The sequence below is a fragment of the Micromonospora xinjiangensis genome, assembly GCF_056150165.1.
In genome coordinates this window covers 676,858-694,225 of sequence record NZ_JAXCFO010000002.1, presented here as the reverse complement: position 1 = coordinate 694,225, position 17,368 = coordinate 676,858, and the positions used below count along the sequence as shown (strand labels likewise).

15 protein-coding genes are annotated in these 17,368 nt (G+C 72.9%); 5 read left to right on the top strand and 10 right to left on the bottom strand.

Going from position 1 to position 17,368, the window contains the following annotated elements:
• Positions 1-12: 12 nt before the first annotated feature.
• On the bottom strand, positions 13-1,122 hold the full coding sequence (gene dapC, locus SM573_RS10105; protein WP_474613821.1) for a succinyldiaminopimelate transaminase: 1,110 nt from the start codon (positions 1,120-1,122) through the stop codon (positions 13-15).
• Positions 1,119-1,445, bottom strand: coding sequence for a ferredoxin (fdxA, locus tag SM573_RS10100; protein ID WP_076466513.1), 327 nt, complete (start codon positions 1,443-1,445; stop codon positions 1,119-1,121). The genes dapC and fdxA overlap by 4 nt, the downstream gene beginning before the upstream one ends.
• Positions 1,446-1,524: 79 nt before the next feature.
• Between fdxA and SM573_RS10095 the strand changes: the two genes are divergently transcribed.
• Complete coding sequence (locus SM573_RS10095) at positions 1,525-2,598, top strand: GNAT family N-acetyltransferase (RefSeq protein ID WP_474615945.1); 1,074 nt, start codon at positions 1,525-1,527, stop codon at positions 2,596-2,598.
• A gap of 70 nt (positions 2,599-2,668) precedes the next feature.
• Here SM573_RS10095 and SM573_RS10090 read toward each other — a convergent pair whose 3' ends face one another.
• The 3 genes from SM573_RS10090 to mshB all read right to left on the bottom strand — a co-directional run bounded on the left by SM573_RS10090 (position 2,669) and on the right by mshB (position 4,589).
• A complete protein-coding gene (locus SM573_RS10090) occupies positions 2,669-3,133 on the bottom strand; it encodes a hypothetical protein (protein ID WP_474613648.1) in 465 nt (154 codons plus the stop codon).
• Positions 3,134-3,213: 80 nt separating this feature from the next.
• Positions 3,214-3,648, bottom strand: coding sequence for a hypothetical protein (locus SM573_RS10085; protein WP_474613647.1), 435 nt, complete (start codon positions 3,646-3,648; stop codon positions 3,214-3,216).
• Positions 3,649-3,665: 17 nt separating this feature from the next.
• Positions 3,666-4,589 (bottom strand): N-acetyl-1-D-myo-inositol-2-amino-2-deoxy-alpha-D-glucopyranoside deacetylase, encoded by a 924-nt coding sequence (gene mshB, locus SM573_RS10080; protein WP_474616058.1) that lies wholly within the window; start codon positions 4,587-4,589, stop codon positions 3,666-3,668.
• Positions 4,590-4,674: 85 nt separating this feature from the next.
• Here mshB and SM573_RS10075 point away from each other — a divergent pair, with 85 nt between their 5' ends.
• Positions 4,675-6,822 carry a S9 family peptidase gene (locus tag SM573_RS10075; RefSeq protein ID WP_474613646.1) on the top strand — a complete coding sequence of 716 codons (2,148 nt, stop codon included), beginning with the start codon at positions 4,675-4,677 and terminating at the stop codon, positions 6,820-6,822.
• A 73-nt stretch (positions 6,823-6,895) separates the two neighbouring features.
• Here SM573_RS10075 and SM573_RS10070 read toward each other — a convergent pair whose 3' ends face one another.
• From SM573_RS10070 to SM573_RS10050, 5 genes are all read right to left on the bottom strand, one after another.
• Positions 6,896-8,638: an ABC transporter substrate-binding protein gene (locus tag SM573_RS10070; RefSeq protein WP_474613645.1), complete on the bottom strand. Its 1,743-nt coding sequence runs from the start codon at positions 8,636-8,638 to the stop codon at positions 6,896-6,898.
• Positions 8,639-8,796: 158 nt separating this feature from the next.
• Complete coding sequence (locus tag SM573_RS10065; protein ID WP_474613644.1) at positions 8,797-9,783, bottom strand: ABC transporter permease; 987 nt, start codon at positions 9,781-9,783, stop codon at positions 8,797-8,799.
• 8 nt (positions 9,784-9,791) lie between these two features.
• Complete coding sequence (locus SM573_RS10060; RefSeq protein WP_474613643.1) at positions 9,792-10,799, bottom strand: ABC transporter permease; 1,008 nt, start codon at positions 10,797-10,799, stop codon at positions 9,792-9,794.
• Positions 10,796-11,881, bottom strand: coding sequence for an ABC transporter ATP-binding protein (locus SM573_RS10055; protein WP_474615944.1), 1,086 nt, complete (start codon positions 11,879-11,881; stop codon positions 10,796-10,798). Before SM573_RS10055 ends, SM573_RS10060 begins: the two co-directional genes overlap by 4 nt.
• Positions 11,878-12,984 carry an ABC transporter ATP-binding protein gene (locus tag SM573_RS10050; protein WP_474615943.1) on the bottom strand — a complete coding sequence of 369 codons (1,107 nt, stop codon included), beginning with the start codon at positions 12,982-12,984 and terminating at the stop codon, positions 11,878-11,880. Before SM573_RS10050 ends, SM573_RS10055 begins: the two co-directional genes overlap by 4 nt.
• A gap of 403 nt (positions 12,985-13,387) precedes the next feature.
• Between SM573_RS10050 and SM573_RS10045 the strand changes: the two genes are divergently transcribed.
• The 3 genes from SM573_RS10045 (at position 13,388) to SM573_RS10035 (ending at position 17,361) form a co-directional block, all read left to right on the top strand.
• The gene (locus SM573_RS10045; RefSeq protein ID WP_474613640.1) at positions 13,388-14,824 is read left to right on the top strand and encodes a TldD/PmbA family protein; all 1,437 of its coding nucleotides are present in this window, start codon (positions 13,388-13,390) and stop codon (positions 14,822-14,824) included.
• Positions 14,821-16,221 carry a TldD/PmbA family protein gene (locus tag SM573_RS10040; RefSeq protein WP_474613639.1) on the top strand — a complete coding sequence of 467 codons (1,401 nt, stop codon included), beginning with the start codon at positions 14,821-14,823 and terminating at the stop codon, positions 16,219-16,221. Before SM573_RS10045 ends, SM573_RS10040 begins: the two co-directional genes overlap by 4 nt.
• Before the next feature lie 333 nt (positions 16,222-16,554).
• Positions 16,555-17,361: a hypothetical protein gene (locus SM573_RS10035; RefSeq protein WP_474613638.1), complete on the top strand. Its 807-nt coding sequence runs from the start codon at positions 16,555-16,557 to the stop codon at positions 17,359-17,361.
• Positions 17,362-17,368: the final 7 nt, after the last annotated feature.

Below are 17,368 nucleotides of genomic sequence, written 5' to 3'. Positions count from 1 at the left end.
GGCGGCGCCGCGTCAGGCCTCGGCGAGCCGACCGGCGACCGCCGCCACGTGCTCGTCGGTCTCGGTCAGCGCCACCCGGACGTGCCGCCCGCCGGCCGGGCCGTAGAAGACGCCCGCGGCGACCAGGATGCCGCGGCGGGCCAGCCAGTCCACGGTCTGCCAGCAGTCCTCGCCCCGGGTCATCCACAGGTAGAGGCCCGCCTCCGAGTGCTCGACGGTGAAGCCGGCCTCGGTGAACGCCCGGTACAGCGTCTCGCGCCGGGCGCGGTAGCGCTCCCGCTGCTCCTCGGCGTGCCGCTCGTCCTGGAGCGCCGCCACCATGGCCGCCTGCACCGGCGCCGGCACGATCATGCCGGCGTGCTTGCGCACCTTCAGCAGCTCGGCCACGAGCGCCGCGTCCCCGGCCACGAACCCGGCCCGGTAGCCCGCGAGGTTGGAGCGCTTGGAGAGCGAGTGCAGCGCCAGCACGTTGTCGTACGAGCCGCCGCACACCTCGGGCGAGAGCACCGAGACCGGCTCGGCGGACCAGCCCAGGGGCAGGTAGCACTCGTCGCTGGCGACGACGGCGCCGCGCTCGCGAGCCCAGTCGACCACCTTGCGCAGGTGCGCCGCGGGCAGCACCCGACCCGTGGGGTTGCCGGGCGAGTTGACCCAGACCAGCCGGACCCGCGAGGTCGGACCGACCGAGGTCAACGAGTCGGTACGGACCACCGTGGCGCCGGCCAGTCGGGCGCCGTCCTCGTAGGTGGGGTAGCAGATCGACGGCACCACCACGACGTCGTCCGGCCCGATCCCGAGCAGGGTCGGCAGCCAGGCCACCAGCTCCTTCGAGCCGATGCTCGGCAGCACGCCGAGACCGTCCACCCCAGCGCCGCAGGCCCGCGCGACCCAGGCGCTGATCGCCGCCCGCAGCGCGGGGGTGCCGGCGGTCAGCGGGTAGCCGGGGGCGTCGGACGCGTCAGCCAGCGCCTGCCGGATCACCTGGGGCACCGGGTCGACCGGGGTACCCATCGAGAGGTTGATCAGGCCACCCGGGTGCGCCGCGGCCAGGGCGGCCGCGGCGTCCAGGGTGTCCCAGGTGAACTCGGGCAGCCGTGCCGAGACCGGCGTGGGCCGGTTCAGTGGCCCTCACCGCGCGGCGGCTGGGCGGCGACGAACGCCGCGTCCTTCTCCACCTTGCCGATCTTCGAGGCGCCACCGGGCGAACCGAGGTCCTCGAAGAACTCGTAGTTGGCGCCGGTGTAGTCCTTCCACTGCTCGGGGACGTCGTCCTCGTAGAAGATCGCCTCGACGGGGCAGACAGGCTCACAGGCACCACAGTCGACGCACTCGTCGGGGTGGATGTAGAGCATCCGGTTGCCCTCGTAAATGCAGTCGACCGGGCACTCCTCGATGCATGCCTTGTCGAGCACATCCACGCACGGCTCGGCGATGATGTAGGTCACCGGTCTTCTCCTCCGCAAGACGCGCCGCGATCTCCCGCGACGGTAAGAGCCTAGTATCTCGCCGGGGAGGGGGTCGATCGTGCTGGGTCAGCAGGATGTAGGACACCGGATCGTGGTCCGCCGGATTGTGGGTATTCGCGAAGGCCGGCCCCTCTTCTCGGACGCGCTCGGCGAGCTGGTCGAGCTGAGCGAGACCCATCTCACGCTGGCCACCGCCCGGGGCCCGCTGCGGGTCGCCCGGGACGAGGTGCACCGCGCCAAGCGGGTGCCACCCGCACGCCGCCCGACCGCCGCGGCCGTCGTCGAGCTGGAGCTGGCCGCCGACGAGGCGTGGCCGGCGCCCACCCACGAGCGGCTGGGCGGCTGGCTGCTGCGGGCCGCCGACGGATGGACCGGCCGGGCCAACTCGGCCCTTCCGGTCGGCGACCCGGACCGGCCGCTCCCGGCGGCGCTCGACGCCGTCGAGCGCTGGTACGCCGCGCGCGGCCTGACCCCGATGGTCAACACGCCGCTGCCGCTCGCCTCGCCGGTCGGCGCCGAGCTGGACGCCCGGGGATGGACCACCCGACCGCCGGTGCTGGTGCAGACCGCCCCGCTCCCCCTGCCGCCCCTCGGCACCGCGGCCCCGGCCGTCGACGGCGCCGCTCGGCCGGTCGACAGCATCGCTCGGCCCGTCCCGGACGGCGGGTTCCAGCCGGCGCCTCCGCCGACCTCGGCCGCGGCGGCCCCGGTGCCGGGGCTCGGCCCGCGAGCGGTGGTCGAGGTGGCGGCCGCGCCGACGCCCGAATGGCTGGCGGTCGCGGGCGAGCGCAAGGGCGGGTTCCCGGCGGCCGCCCGGCACGTGCTCACCGCCGTGGACGAGGTCCGCTTCGCCCACGCGTACGTCGACGGCGCGCTGGTGGGGATCGGCCGGGGCACGGTGACCGGGCAGCGGCGCTGGCTCGGGTTGAGCCTCATCGAGGTGCTGCCACGGGCACGCCGGCAGGGGTTGGCCGGCCGGCTCATCGGTGCGCTCGCCGAGTGGGGCGCGGAATCGGGCGCCACGCACGCCTTCCTCCAGGTGGAGCAGGGCAACACCGGCGCGGTGGCCCTCTACCAGCGGCTGGGCTTCACCACCCACCACACCTACCTGACCCGCGTCGCCCCGCACTGAGCGCGGCCCGAGCCGCCGGCGCGGGATCCGGGACCGGCGGGCGCCGGACTCGCCCCCGCGCCCGACGGGGTCAGCGGCGGACGACCTTGCGCGGCTTCGCGGCCTTCAGCTCGGCGTACCGCTTGAGGCCCTGCGAACGGTGATCCAGGCCGAGCGCGGTGAGCACCAGGTAGCCGATCAGCGTGCCCGCGGCGGTCGCGCCCAGGTAGAGCCAGATCTGCGCGAAGAAGGTGCCCGCACCGCCGCCGAACGGGTTGTCACCGACGAGCAGCGGGCCGACCAGCACGGTCAGCACCATGGCGACCAGGACCGCACCCGCCACGTCGGCCACCCAGTCGCCCAGCGGGCGACGCCGGCCCCACAGGAACGCGACCACGGCCAGGGTCAGCCCGATCAGCGCGAACATACCCAGCGACACCCGGTCGGCGGCGGTGTCGTCACCGTCGAAGCCGAAGTGGATGATCAACCGGGCGACCACGTTGACCGCGAAGAGCGCCCCGGCGAGCACACCGATGTCGCGCCAGCGCTTGTTCATCGCACGACCTCCCGCCCCACCGCCCACCCTCGGGGCGGTTCCTGGCAGGAATATCTACCACCCGTACCTGTGTGGCGTCATCACCCGCGCGGGGCCGGCGCAGCGGCGAGGATCTGCCGGAAACCCATCACGGCGAAGGTCATGGCGCCGGCGACGATCATGAGCAGGCCGACCCAGTTGTCGCCGGCCAGGAGCAGGTCGCCCTCGTCGGTGCGGATCGCGGCGACCGCCATCAGTGCGAACCACGGGACGGCGGGCAACGCCACCGACCAGCGCCGGCCGACCGTCCGGTGGGCGAACCAGCTCAGCGCGACGTTCGCGGCGATCGCCACCAGCACCGACACCCCGATCAGCTGCCCGGCCACCCGGAGCGTGGCCAGCAGCAGCTCCAGCACCCCGGTCACCACGCCGGCCACGACGGCCACCAGGCCGCCGGCCACCCGCAGCCCGAGGTCGACCAGGCGCGGCGGCGGGCCCGCCGGCGGCGGGCTGGTGTCGTCCGGGGCGACCGTCATCGGCGCGGCGGGCAGTGTCACCGCAGACCGGCCGCCGCGGCCGGGACCCGGTCCGGGCCGAGGTCGGCGATCCCGGCGAAGAGGTCGTCCTCCCAGCCGTACGGGCCGCTGCCCGGCCCCTTCTCCCCCTTCGCCAGGGTGTAGTACTCCATGCCCATGAACTCGCCGCCGAAGCTGCCCGCGATCGTGTAGAGCCAGGAGGTCGACGGGATCTGGGTGGCGTGGGCGCGCAGCGCGGCCTGCTTCGCGGCGTGCTGGTCCGTGCCGTCGACGCGGGCGGCGATCTGCTCGTCGGGCGTGCCGAAGGGCAGCTCGGAGACGTCGTCGATGCCCGCGAACGGGTTGTCGGACGACTCGACGAACTGGTCCATGCCGGCCTTGAGGACGCTGAGCGGCATGGCCGTCCAGTAGACCTTGGCCGGGGCGATGCCCTCGGCGTCGGCGAGCTCGTGGGCCCGCATCGCCACCCGGTGCGCCTGGATGTGGTCGGGGTGGCCGTAGAAGCCGTTCTCGTCGTACGTGATCATGACCTGCGGGCGGACCTCGCGGATGACCTCCAGCAGGTGGCCGGCGGCCTCGTCCAGGTCGGCCCGCCAGAACGCCCGGGGGTGGTCGTTCGTGGCGAGCCCCATCATCCCGGAGTCGCGGTAGCAGCCGGCGCCGCCGAGGAAGCGGTGGTCGGTGACGCCGAGGGCGGCGCAGGCCGCGTCCAGCTCGGCGATCCGGTAGCCGCCGAGCTGGTCGGCCTGGTCGGCGGCGAGCTGCGCCAGGGCCGGCACGTGGATCTCGCCCTCCTCGCCCAGCGTGCACGTCACGAGCGTCACGTGGGCGCCGGAGGCGGCGTAGTGCGCCATGGTCGAGCCGGTGCCGATGGACTCGTCGTCCGGATGCGCGTGGACCAGCAGCAGGCGGCGGTCGGGCAGCGTCGTCACGCCCGTCACTCTAACCGGCGGTTCCGGCCGGGCGACCTCGACGCGTCCAGCCAGGTCGGCCACATCACCTCCGCGGCCGACTTACGATCTGGCCGTGGACTATCCGGAGCTGGCCGCCCGTACCCGCCGGTTCAGCCACGGCGCACCGCGTGCCGTCTCCGTGGCCGACGACGGCTCCCGGGTGATCTTCCTGCGCTCGTCCGGTCCCGAGGACCCGGCCGACGCGCTGTGGCTCCTGGACGTCGCCACCGGCGAGGAGCGGCTCGTCGCCGACCCCGCGGTGCTGCTCGGCGCGGACGCCGACCCGGCCGCGCTCTCCCCGGGCGAGCGCGCGCTGCGCGAGCGCCTGCGACTCAGCGCCGCCGGCATCGGCTCGTACGCGCTGGACGCCGCCGGCCGCATCGCCGTCTTCCCGCTCGCCGGCCGGCTCTTCCGCGCCGACCTGGTGCACGGCGACGTCGTCGAGGTGGCCTCGGTCGGGCCGGTCATCGACCCGCGACCCGACCCGACCGGCGAGCGCCTCGCCTACGTCACCGACGCCGCCGAGGGCGTGCGCCGGGGTGAGCTGCGGGTGGTCGAGGCGGACGGTACGGACAACCTGCTCGCGGGCGAGGACTCCGGGGTGACGTGGGGGCTGGCCGAGCACATCGCGGCCGAGGAGTTCGGCCGGTTCCGCGGCTACTGGTGGGCGCCGGACGGGCGGTCGGTGCTGGCCACGCGGGTCGACGAGTCGCGGCTGGAGCGCTGGCACCTGCACGACCCGGCCCACCCGGCCAGCCCGCCGACCAGCGTCGCGTACCCCCGGGCGGGCGGGCCGAACGCGGAGGTCAGCCTGCACCTGCTCGACCTGGACGGCGGCTGGGTCGACGTGCACTGGGACCGGGAGACCTACCCGTACCTGACCGCGGTGAGCTGGGCCGACGGCGGTCCCCTGATCACGGTGCTGCGCCGCTCGCAGCAGCACGGCCTGGTGCTCGCCGTGGACCCGCGCACCGGGGAGACCCAGGTGCACGCCGAGCTGGCGGATCCGCGCTGGGTGGAGCCGATCGACGGCACCCCGGCCCACCTGCCCGACGGTCGGGTGCTGGTCGGGGGCGAGTTGGCGCACGACGGGTACGACGCCCGCTGCCTCTTCGCGGACGGCACGCTGCTGACCCCGCCCTCGCTCTACGTGCGGCGGGTGGTCGGGCGACTGCCCGCGGCGAACGGCGGCGCGGGCGACCTGCTGGTGGAGGCGAGCGACGGCGAGCCGAGCGAGCGGCACCTGTTCCGGGTGCGGACGACGATCGGCGGCGGCGTGGACGCCCGCCGGTTGACCACCGACTCGGGCTGGCACACCGCCGCCGTCGGCGGGGACGTGCTCGTAGTGGGGATGGCCTCGCTGGACCACGCGGGCACGCAGTGGACGGTGTGGCGGGGCGACGAGGAGGTGGCGGCGCTCACCTCGCACGCCGCCGCCCCGCCGTACTCCCCGCTGCCGCTGCTGGAGCGGGTGACCGACCGGCGGCTGCCCAGCGCGGTGCTCTACCCCAACAGCTACGTGACGGGCCGCCGCCTGCCCGTGCTGCTGGACGTCTACGGCGGCCCGGGCCACCAGGAGGTGGTCGCCGCGCGGGCGGCCTGGCTGGAGCGGCAGTGGTGGGCCGATGCCGGGTTCGCGGTCGTGGTCGTCGACAACCGCGGTACGCCCGGGGTGGCGCCCTCGTTCGAGAAGGCGATCCACCGTCGGGTGGCCGACGTCATCCTGCTCGACCAGATGGACGCGTTGACCGCGCTGGCGGACAAGCACCCGGATCTCGACCTGGGCCGGGTGGCGGTGCGCGGGTGGTCGTTCGGCGGCTGGCTGGCCGGGCTCGCGGTGCTGCGCCACCCGGAGCTGTTCCGCTGCGGCGTCGCCGGGGCCCCGGTCACCGACTGGGCCCTCTACGACACCGCGTACACCGAGCGCTACCTGGGGATGCCGGACGACGGGGTGGACGTCTACGCGCACCACTCGCTGGTCGACCTGGCCGCCGAGCCGGTCACCGACCCGGCGCAGGCCCGGCCGTTGCTGCTGGTGCACGGGATGGCCGACGACAACGTGGTGGCCGCGCACACCATGCGTCTGTCGGCGGCGCTGCTCTCGTCCGGCCGGCCGCACTCGGTGCTGCCGCTGACCGGCGCCACGCACATGGCCGCCGGTGGCACCGCCGAACGGCTGCTCAGGCTGGAGCTGGACTTCGTCCGCGCCCATACGGCGTGAGGGGTGCTGCCGCGGACACCGCGGCCCCCGGCCGACGACGCTGTCGACCGGGGGCCAGTCCGTGCGGCGGTGACTACTTCGTGACGTACGCGTTCACGAAGGACGGGTAGCCGAAGACGCTGGAGATGAAGACTCCGCCGGCCTTCGAGCCGTGCACCACGTAGGCCACGTCGACGAAGAGCGGCACCACGGGGGCGTGCTCCTTCATGATCCGCTCGTCGAGCTTGCCCCACTCGGGGCCCTGCTCGGCCGGCGGCATGGCCAGGATCCGGTCGAACTCGGCGTTGATCGTCGAGTCGTTGAAGTAGGACTGGTTGCTGTTGCCCTCGGGCTTGATGGTGCGCCCGTCGTAGAGCACCGGCAGGATCGACGCGCCGCTCGGCCAGTCCGCCGCCCAGTTACCGATGTACAGGTCCCAGGGGTTGTCCTTCTTCTTGATCTCGTCGAGCTTCGCGTCGTCCGGGATGTTCCGCAGCGTGATCTTGAAGCCGGCCCGCTCCAGGTTGGCCTTGAGCTGCGTGCCGATCTGCTGCTCGGTCGTGTTGTCGGCGACGCCCAGGACCAGCTCCGGGGTCTGGCCGCCGAGCAGCTCCTTGGCCTTCTCCATGTTGCCGGTCGCCCCGGCCGGGTACGCGTCGTACGCCTGGTAGCCGATGGTCGACGGCGGCATGAGCGTGGTCAGCGGCGCGGCGACGGTCTGCCCGCCGAGCGCCTTGATCAGGCCCTCCCGGTCGATCGCGTAGTTGAGCGCCTGGCGGATCTTCAGGTCGGTGACCCGCTGGTTGTTGATCACGAGCTGGTTGGCGCTCGGGGTCGGCGAGAGGATGCTGCGCGACTTCAGCGCCGCGTCCCCGGCCACCTTCGCCACCAGCGAGGCCGGGACGAAGTTGAACGCCACCGCGCTCTGGTCGGCGCCGTTGTCGGCGATCACCCGGTTGTTGGCGGCGTCCGCGGTGGGGCCGAAGGTCCAGACGAACTGGTCCGGGTACTGGTGGCGCACCGGGTCGGTGTTCGGGTCCCAGTTCGGGTTGCGGTCCAGGGTCAGCTTCACGCCGACCTGGTTCTCGGCGATCTTGTACGGCCCGGAGGAGAAGGGCCGGGTGTCGAGGTTGACGCCGGTGTCCTTGTCGGGCGGCAGCGGCGCGGTGGTCGGCAGCGAGACGGCGAACGGCAGGTCACAGCGGGGCTTGGCGAACTCGAAGCGCAGCGTCTTGTCGTCCGGGGTGGTCAGTCCGGGCGGCAGCGACCCCTTGTTCTTCTTGAAGTCCCACTTGGTGTCGAACTGCGGGGTGTCGGCCAGCCACTCCTGGATGTAGGTCGGGCCGCTCGTGAGGTCCGGGTCGAAGGAGCGGGCGATGCCGTACGCGATCTCCTTGGCGGTGATCGGCCGGCCGTCCTCGAACTTCACCCCGTCCTTGATCTTGAATTCCCAGACCTTGCAGTCGTTGTTGACGTTGGTGCCCGGCGTCTCGGCCAGGTCGCCGACGAGGACGAGGCCGCCCTTGCCGTCGTCCTTCCACGTCGTCAGGTAGCGGGCGAAGAGCGGGTTCGCCATCAGGCCGGCGAACGAGTACGTCCGCTGCGGGTCCAGGTGGGAGATCGGCGACTCCCGGATGATGGTGAAGGTGCCGCCCTTCTGCGCCCCGGGCACCTCCGGGGCCGGGCCCTGCGAGTCCTTCGGGTCGGTCGCGATGACCCCGGTCTGCGTACGGTTGGTGTCCACGGTGGTGCCCTCGCCCGTGTTCTTCGAGCAGGCACCCAACGCCACAACCAGTGCGATCGCGCCGCCTGCGGCGGCCGCCACGCGTGGTCGCATCTCCTACCTCCTCCACCCATCTGCCGTGCGGTCCGCCGGAGGTGGAACCGCCGACGTCCCGAGGATCGTAAAGAAGAAAACCTACGAGTTGTGTAACAGTTGTCGATAAATTTCACCGCCGCCCGCCCGCTGGTCACGCAGGTCGGGCCGCGGACCGCTCAGCGCAGCCGCACCCGGGGGTCGATGGCCGCGTACAGCAGGTCGACCAGCATGTTCGCCAGCACCACGAAGACCGCGGCGATCAGCACGGTGGCCATGATGGTGGGCAGGTCGCCGGAGCGCACGGCGTCCACGGCCGTGCGGCCGAGGCCCTGGATGCCGAAGGTCGTCTCGGTGATCACCGTGCCGCCGAGCGCCCCACCGACGTCGAGGCCGGCGATCGTCACCACGGGGGTGATCGCCGCGCGCAGCGCGTGCCGCCCGTACACCTTGGGTTTGGCCAGGCCCTTGGCCCGTGCGGTGCGAACGAAGTCCTCCGACAGCGTCTCCAGCATCTGCGCCCGCGACAGTCGGGCGTAGATGGCGGAGAAGAGGAAGGCCAGCGAGACCCAGGCCAGCACGAGCCCGCTCGCCCACTTCAACGGATTGTCGAAGATCGACGTGTAGCTGGGCACCGGCAGCAGCCGCAGGTTGTAGACGAAGACGAGCAGCAGCACCGCGCCCACGAAGTAGAGCTGCAGCGACGCGCCGGTGAGCGAGAAGCCGATGGCGAGCCGGTCCAGCCACGTGCCGCGGCGCAGCGCGGAGACCATGCCGAGCCCGACCCCGAGCAGCAGCCAGAGGACGGCCGCCGGGATGACGATGCTCAGCGTCACCGGCAGCACCCGGGCGATGGTGTCCGAGACCGCCTCGTTGGTGACGTACGACCAGCCCAGGCAGGGCGCGTCGCAGCGCCCGCCCTGGGCGCTGCCCAGGTCGCGGCCGGTGAAGATGCCCTTCATGTAGCCGGCGTACTGCACGACCAGCGGGTCGTTCAGGCCCAGCTCCTCGCGGACCCGCTCCAGCCGCTCCGGGTTGCAGTTCTTCGGGCACATGCCGGTGACCGGGTCACGGGGCAGGGCGAAGAACATGAGGAAGGTCAGCACGCTCACCGCGAAGAGGGTCAGCGTGGCGGAGAACAGCCGCTTGATCAGGAATCGCGCCATGGACACCCCTACCGGGACGACTTCGGGTCGAGCGCGTCACGCAGCGCGTCGCCGAAGAGGTTGAAGGCGAACACGAGCCCGAAGATCGTGATGCCCGGGAAGAACACGTACGCGGGGTCGGTCTGGAGGTAGTCCAGGCTGCGGTAGATCATCCGGCCGAAGCTCGGGGTCTCGTCGCTGAGCCCGACGCCGATGAAGGAGAGCGCGGCCTCGCTGGTGATGAACTGCGGCACCGCCAGGGAGAACGACACCAGGATCGGCGCCCAGATGTTCGGCAGCAGCTGCCGGAAGAGCATGTGCCCCAGCCCCGCCCCGCTGGCCCGCGCGGCCTCGACGAACTCCCGCTCCCGCAGGGCGATCACCTGGCCGCGCACCAGTCGGGCCGTGCCCGTCCAGCCGAAGATCGCGAAGATGCCGATGAGCACCGCCACCCCGAAGGCCGGGTCGACCGCCTCCCGCTCGCCGTAGAAGCGCAGCACCAGCGTGGGCGTGAGCGCCAGCGCGATGACCAGGAACGGCATGGCGAGCGTCAGGTCCGTGATCCAGTTGATCACCGCGTCCAGCCAGCCGCCGAGGTAACCGGCGAGCGTGCCGAGCACGATGCCGATGGTCGCGGTGACCACCGCCGCGGCGAACGCGATGAACAGCGACGTACGCAGGCCGTAGATCAGCCGGATGAAGATGTCCCGGCCGAGCCCGGGCTCCAGCCCGAACCAGTGCTCGCCGCTGACGCCCCCGGCGTAGCCCAGCGGCATGCCGAAGCCGTCGAGCAGGCTCTGGAACTGCTCCTTCGGGCTGATCCCGTACGCCATCTCGATGAGCGGGGCGGCGAGCGCCAGCAGCATGAAGAAGACCAGCATGCCGCCGCTCACCATCGCCGTGCGGTCGCGGCGCAGCCGGATCCAGGCGAGCTGGCCGGGTGAACGGCCGACGACGGCCCGGCGCGCCGACTCCTCCGGGTCGCCGCCGGACTCGATCTCGGCCAGCGCCACACCCTCGACCGGGGACAGGCTCACTTCGACACCTCCTCGGCGGTCGCGCCGCCCGTTGCGCCGGTCTCCGCGACCGCCGGCCCGGACTCCGTCGCCACCGGCCCGGACTCCGGGAAGTGGCAGGCGGTCGCCTGCGTGCCGCCGTCGCGCGGCACCAGCGCCGGCTCCTCCGTCGCGCAGATCTCCCGCGCCTTCCAGCAGCGGGTGCGGAACCGGCAACCGGACGGCGGGTCGAGCGGGGTCGGCACGTCGCCGGAGAGCCGGATCCGGCCGCCCGGGCCGAGCTTCGTGACGTCCGGGATCGCCGAGAGCAGCGCCCGGGTGTACGGGTGCTGCGGCCGCTCGTAGATGTCCGCCCGGTCGCCGATCTCCACGATCTTGCCGAGGTACATCACCGCGACCCGCTGGCAGAAGTGCCGCACCACGGCCAGGTCGTGGGCGATGAAGACGAAGGCCAGCCCGAGGTCGCGTTGCAGGTCGCGGAGCAGGTTCACGACCTGGGCCTGGATCGAGACGTCCAGCGCCGAGACCGGCTCGTCGGCGACGATCAGCTTCGGCTCCAGCGCCAGCGCCCGCGCGATGCCGATCCGCTGGCGCTGCCCGCCGGAGAACTCGTGCGGATACCGGTTGTAGTGCTCCGGGTTGAGACCGACGATCTCCAGCAGCTCCTGCACCCGGGCCCTGATGCCACCCGGCGGCTCGATCCCGTTGACCTGCAGGGGCATCGCGACGATCCGGCCGACCGTGTGGCGCGGGTTCAACGACGCGTACGGGTCCTGGAAGATGATCTGGAGGTCCTGGCGCAGCGGGCGCAGCTCACGCCGGCCGGCGTGGGTGATGTCCCGCCCCTCGAACTCGATGGTGCCCGAGGTCGGCTCCAGCAGCCGGACCAGCATCCGCCCGGTCGTGGTCTTGCCGCAGCCCGACTCGCCGACCAGGCCGAGCGTCTCGCCGGGGCGCACGTCGAAGTCCAGCCCGTCGACCGCCCGCACCAGGCTGCTGCTGCGGAAACCGGTACGCACCGGGAAGTGCTTCGTCAGCCCTCGTACCCGCAGCAGCGGCTCGGCCTCGGCCGGCCGCGCCTGCGCCGCGTCGTTCGCGCTCACCGGGCGACCCCCACGTGTGCGATGTCCTCCCGGTAGAGCCGGGTCCGGTCCTCGGCGCCCAGGTGGCAGGCGACCAGGTGGCCGTCCTCGCCGGCCGGGCGCAGCTCGGGCACCTCCGTGCGCGACCGGTCGCCGTTGCGGTCGGCGTAGCGGCAGCGCGGGTGGAACGCGCAGCCGGAGGGGAGGTTGATCAGGCTCGGCGGGTTGCCCCGGATCGGCACGAGGTCAGCGTCCGCGTCACCGTGCAGCGACGGCACGCTGGAGAGCAGGCCCCAGGTGTACGGGTGCTGCGGCCGGCGCAGCACCTGCTCGACGCTGCCGCGCTCGACCGCCCGCCCGCCGTACATCACGAGCACGTCGTCGGCCACCTGGCTCACCACGCCCAGGTCGTGGGTGATCATGATGATCGCGGAGTGGAACTCGGCCTGGAGGTCGGCGAGCAGGTCCAGGATCTGCGCCTGCACGGTGACGTCGAGCGCGGTCGTCGGCTCGTCGGCGATCAGCAGGTCCGGGTCGTTGACGAGCGCCATGGCGATCATCGCCCGCTGCCGCATGCCGCCGGAGAACTCGTGCGGGTACTGGTCGAAGCGGCGCGCCGGCTGCGGGATGCCGACCCGGCCGAGCATGTCGACGGCCCGCTGCCGGGCCTCCCGCTTGCCGGCCCCCGGATGGTGCACCCGGTACGCCTCGGCGATCTGCCGGCCGACCGTGTAGTAGGGATGCAGCGCGGAGAGCGGGTCCTGGAAGATCATCGCCATGTCGCGCCCGCGCAGCCGGCGTACCTCCTCCTCGGGCAGGCCGACCAGCTGGCGGCCGCCGACGAAGATCTCCCCGCTGATCGTCGTCCGCCTGGCGTTGTGCAGGCCGAGGATGGCCAGTGAGGTGACGCTCTTGCCGGAGCCCGACTCACCGACGATGCCGAGCGTGCGGCCGCGTTCCACCGCGAAGGACACCCCGTCGACCGCGCGCACCACGCCGTCCTCGGTGTCGAAGCGCACCCGCAGGTCGTTCACCCGCACGTACGGCCCCTCGGCGGCGCGCTGCCGCGGCACCCCGGGACGGTCGCCCGTCTGCCCGGACGGCACTGACTCCGACCTGCCCACGACCGCCTCCCCCTGCGCGACGAAGAGAACTTACAACAAAGTTCTGGAGGCGAAAATAAGCTACAAGGCGCGGGCTGTCAGCGGCCTGAGCGTAACGAGTGCGTTTCGGGGTTGACCAGCCCTCAGCAGGAGATTCACGTCCGCAACTCGATATCCACCACGGCGGCACCCGGCACCCGTGGCGGCGGCAGGGCCGGCGCCACCGGGAGGTCTGCGTGCCGGAGCCCGGCCCGGTCGGGCACCTGACCGACCCCGGCCGAGCGACGATCCGTCCCGAGGAGTCGCCGCCCTGACGGATGTCGGGCGGCTCGCCTAGGGTCGGTCCCATGAGCGAGCGCCGGCGAGCAGATCGACCAGACGGCCTGACGCCTTGCGGCGGCACGCAGCGCGGCGGGGTCGCGTCATGAGCGAGTTCGACGCGGCGACCGCCGCCGTCCAGGCCGCTCTCGACGCCGGAGCCCGCTACGCCGACGCCCGGGTGATGCACCGGCGCTACGAGTCGATGTCGGCGCGCAACGGCGAGATCGAGGAGCTGACCCAGGACGAGAGCCTCGGCCTGGGCGTCCGGGCGCTGGTCGGGTCGAGCTGGGGCTTCCACGCCGTACCCGACCTGTCCGACGCCGCGGCCCGCGACGCCGGGCGGCGCGCGGCGCGGATCGCGGCCGCTAGCGCCCGCGTCCCGGGCCCACCCGTCGACCTGGTGCCGTCGGAGCCGGTCACCGCGACCTGGGCCTCGGAGTGCCGGGTCGACCCGCTCGCCGTGCCGCTCTCCGCGAAGGGTGACCTGCTCGTCGACGCGACCGCGACCATGGCCGCGCACGGCGCCGACGTCGCCGAGGGGCTCTACCAGATCTGGGACACCGCCAAGTGGTTCGTCTCCAGCGAGGGGCACCGGATCGACCAGCGCATCCGCGAGTGCGGCGGCGGCATCTCCGCCACCTCCATCGGCGACGGCGAGACCCAGCGCCGGTCCTACCCGAGCTACCGCGGTCAGTACGGCACCACCGGCTGGGAGCTGGTCGAGTCGCTGGACCTGGCCGCCCACGCGGCCCGCACCGCCGACGAGTCGCGGGCGCTGCTCACCGCGCCGCTCTGCCCCGCCGGCGAGACCGACCTGATCCTGGGCGGCGAGCAGCTCGCGCTCCAGATCCACGAGTCGGTCGGGCACGCCATCGAGCTGGACCGGATCCTCGGCTGGGAGGCCGCGTTCGCCGGCACGTCGTGGCTCGACCTCGCGCAGCTCGGCTCGCTGCGCTACGGCTCCGACCTGATGACCATCACCATCGATCCGACGATCCCCGGCGCGCTCGGCAGCTTCGGCTTCGACGACGAGGGCTCCCCGGCGGTGAAACGCGACGCCGTCCGCGACGGGCGGTGGGTGGGGGTGCTCGCCGGCCGTGACTCGGCGGCCGTGGCCGGCCTGGACCACGGCGGGAGCGTACGGGCCGACGGCTGGGCCCGGCTGCCGATGGTGCGGATGACCAACGTCGGCCTGGAGCCCGGCCCGCACACCCTGGAGGAGATCATCGCGGCCACCGACGACGGCGTGCTCATGGACGTCAACCGGTCCTGGTCCATCGACGACAAACGGCTGAACTTCCAGTTCGGCTGCGAGATCGGCTGGGAGGTGAAGAAGGGCCGCCGGGGGCGGATGCTGCGCAACCCCACCTACACCGGCATCGGGCCGCTCTTCTGGCGGTCGATGGACATGCTCTCGTCGGAGACCGTCGCCTGGGGCACACCCAACTGCGGCAAGGGGCAGCCGGGTCAGGTGGGGCACACCGGTCACCCGGCCGCGCCGGCCCGGTTCCGCGGCGTCCGGGTGGGGGTGCGCGCATGACCTCCGAGCTGGACGTCGCCGGCCGGGTCGTCGAGCTGGTCGGTCGCCTCGGCGGGCCGGCGGCGCAGGCCGAGGCCGTGGTGACCCGGTCCGACCTGGCGTTGACCCGGTTCGCCAACTCCTTCATCCACCAGAACGTCGCCGAGTCGAGCATCGGCGTCCGGTTGCGGGTGCACGTCGACGGACGCACCGCGGCGGGCAGCGGCAGCGTGACCGGGCCCGACGGGCTGCGCGCGCTCGTCGAGCGGACGCTGGCCGCGGCCAGGCTCTGCCCACCCGACCCGGCCTGGCCCGGGCTCACCCCGCCCACCGCGACTCCCGAAACGGTGCCGGTCGACGAGGCCACCGCGTACGCCGAGCCGGACGAGCGCGCCGAGCGGGTACGCGCGTTCGTGGCCGCGGCCGAGGGGCTGGAGGCGGCCGGCTACTGCCGTACGGCGCACCGCTCGTCGGCGTTCGCCAACAGCGCGGGGCACTCCGCGTACGGCCGCTCGGCCGAGGCGGCCATGGACGGCATCGCCCGGGCGGGCGGCGCGGACGGGGTGGCCCGGCTCTGCGCCGACCGGCTGGCCGAAGTCGACGGTGCCGCGCTGGGCGCGCGGGCGGCCGCCAAGGCACGCGCGGCCACCGCCCCGGTGGAGCTGCCGCCGGGGCACTACGAGGTGGTGTTCGAGCCGGCCGCCGTGGCGGACCTGCTCCAGAACCTCTCCTGGTTCGGGTTCAACGGCAAGCGTCACGTGGAGCGCCAGTCCTTCGCCGAGCCGGGCGTCGCGCAGTTCGACCCGGCGGTCACCCTCGTCGACGACCCGCTGGGCGCCTCCGGCCTGCCGTTCGACGTGGAGGGCACCGCCCGCCGGAGCGTGACCATGGTCGAGGCGGGCGTCACCCGCACGGTGGCGCATGACCGGCGGACGGCCGCCGAGGCGGGCACGGAGTCCACGGGGCACGGTGTGGTCGGGGGTGCGAGCTTCGGTCCGCTGGCCCGCAACCTGCGGCTACTCGGCGCCGCCGGGGCTCCCGGGCGGCCCGGCCCGGCCCCGACAGCCGACGCTCACGCCGGCGCCGTCGCCGACCCGGACACCGCGGCCCTGGTCGCCCGGGTGGAGCGCGGCCTGCTGGTCAGCGACCTCTGGTACACCCGGGTGCTCGACCCGAAGAGCCTCGTGGTCACCGGCCTGACCCGCAACGGGGTCTGGCTGATCGAGGATGGCACGATCGCGAGCCCCGTCCGCGACTTCCGCTTCACCGAGTCCTACCCCCGTGCGCTCGCGCCGGGCATGGTGCTCGGCCTCGGCCACCACCCGGTCCGCCAACCGGACCGGGTGGACGGTCCCTGGTGGTCCGCCCCGCCGCTGCGGCTCGCCTCCTGGCACTTCACCGGTGGCGCGTCCGGCTGACCGGGCGACCCGCCGACGGGGCCCCGGGTCGACGGTCGCTCGACCCGTCGACACTGCTCGGGCACCCCGCTGTCAGGTCGGGACAGTGAACTTCATAACATCGGTCTATCGATCATCGTGCCGGGAGCCTTCCGGCGGGCGGGACACACGGGACGCCGGCTTGACCGGACGGCTCGCGAAGATCGGCGTAACGTGTGTCACTTAGCCACGCCGGTGCCGGCGTGGTCGTTGGTGTTCGCATGACGTGGCAAGCGGGTGCGGTTTCGCCGGTCCGCGTGCCGACCGGAGGAAGTTCCGCCCGCGGGTGCGGGCCCCGTCGAGGAGACGACTCGAATGACATCAACGGCAACGAGGCCGCGGGGAGCGCGGGCGCGCGCCGCCATCGCGGCGAAGACGTTGCGCACGGACCGCTGGTGGTTCGCCCCACTGATCACCGTCGTCGGGCTCAGCGCCTGGGTCGTGTACGCGACCGTCCGGGTCTACATGCACAAGTGGTACTGGGTCGAGGACTTCCACTACCTCACCCCGTTCTACTCCCCCTGCATCACCGACCGGTGCGTCGAGGGGTCCGCGCACTTCGGCCGGGTCCTCCCCGACTGGTGGATCATCCCGGAGGCGGCGTTCACCCTGCCGTTCCTGCTGCTGTTCCGGCTCACCTGCTACTACTACCGCAAGGCCTACTACCGGTCGTTCTGGCTCTCGCCGCCGGCCTGCGCGGTGCCGGACGGGCACAAGACCTACAGCGGTGAGACCCGCTTCCCGCTGCTCGGGCAGAACCTGCACCGCTACTTCTTCTACGCGGCCGCGATCATCTCGCTGATCAACACCTGGGACGCGATCCTCGCCTTCCACTCGCCGAAGGGCTTCGGGTTCGGGCTGGGCAACCTCATCCTGATCGGCAACGTGGTCATGCTCTGGGCGTACACGATCTCCTGCCACTCCTGCCGGCACATCATCGGCGGGCGGCTCAAGCACTTCTCCAAGCACCCGCTGCGCTACCGGGCCTGGACCGGCGTGTCCTGGCTCAACGTCCGGCACATGCAGCTCGCCTGGATCACGCTCGGCACCCTGGCGCTGACCGACTTCTACGTCATGGCGGTCGCGGCCGAATGGATCCCCGACCTGCGGTTCATCAACTAGAGGGCCT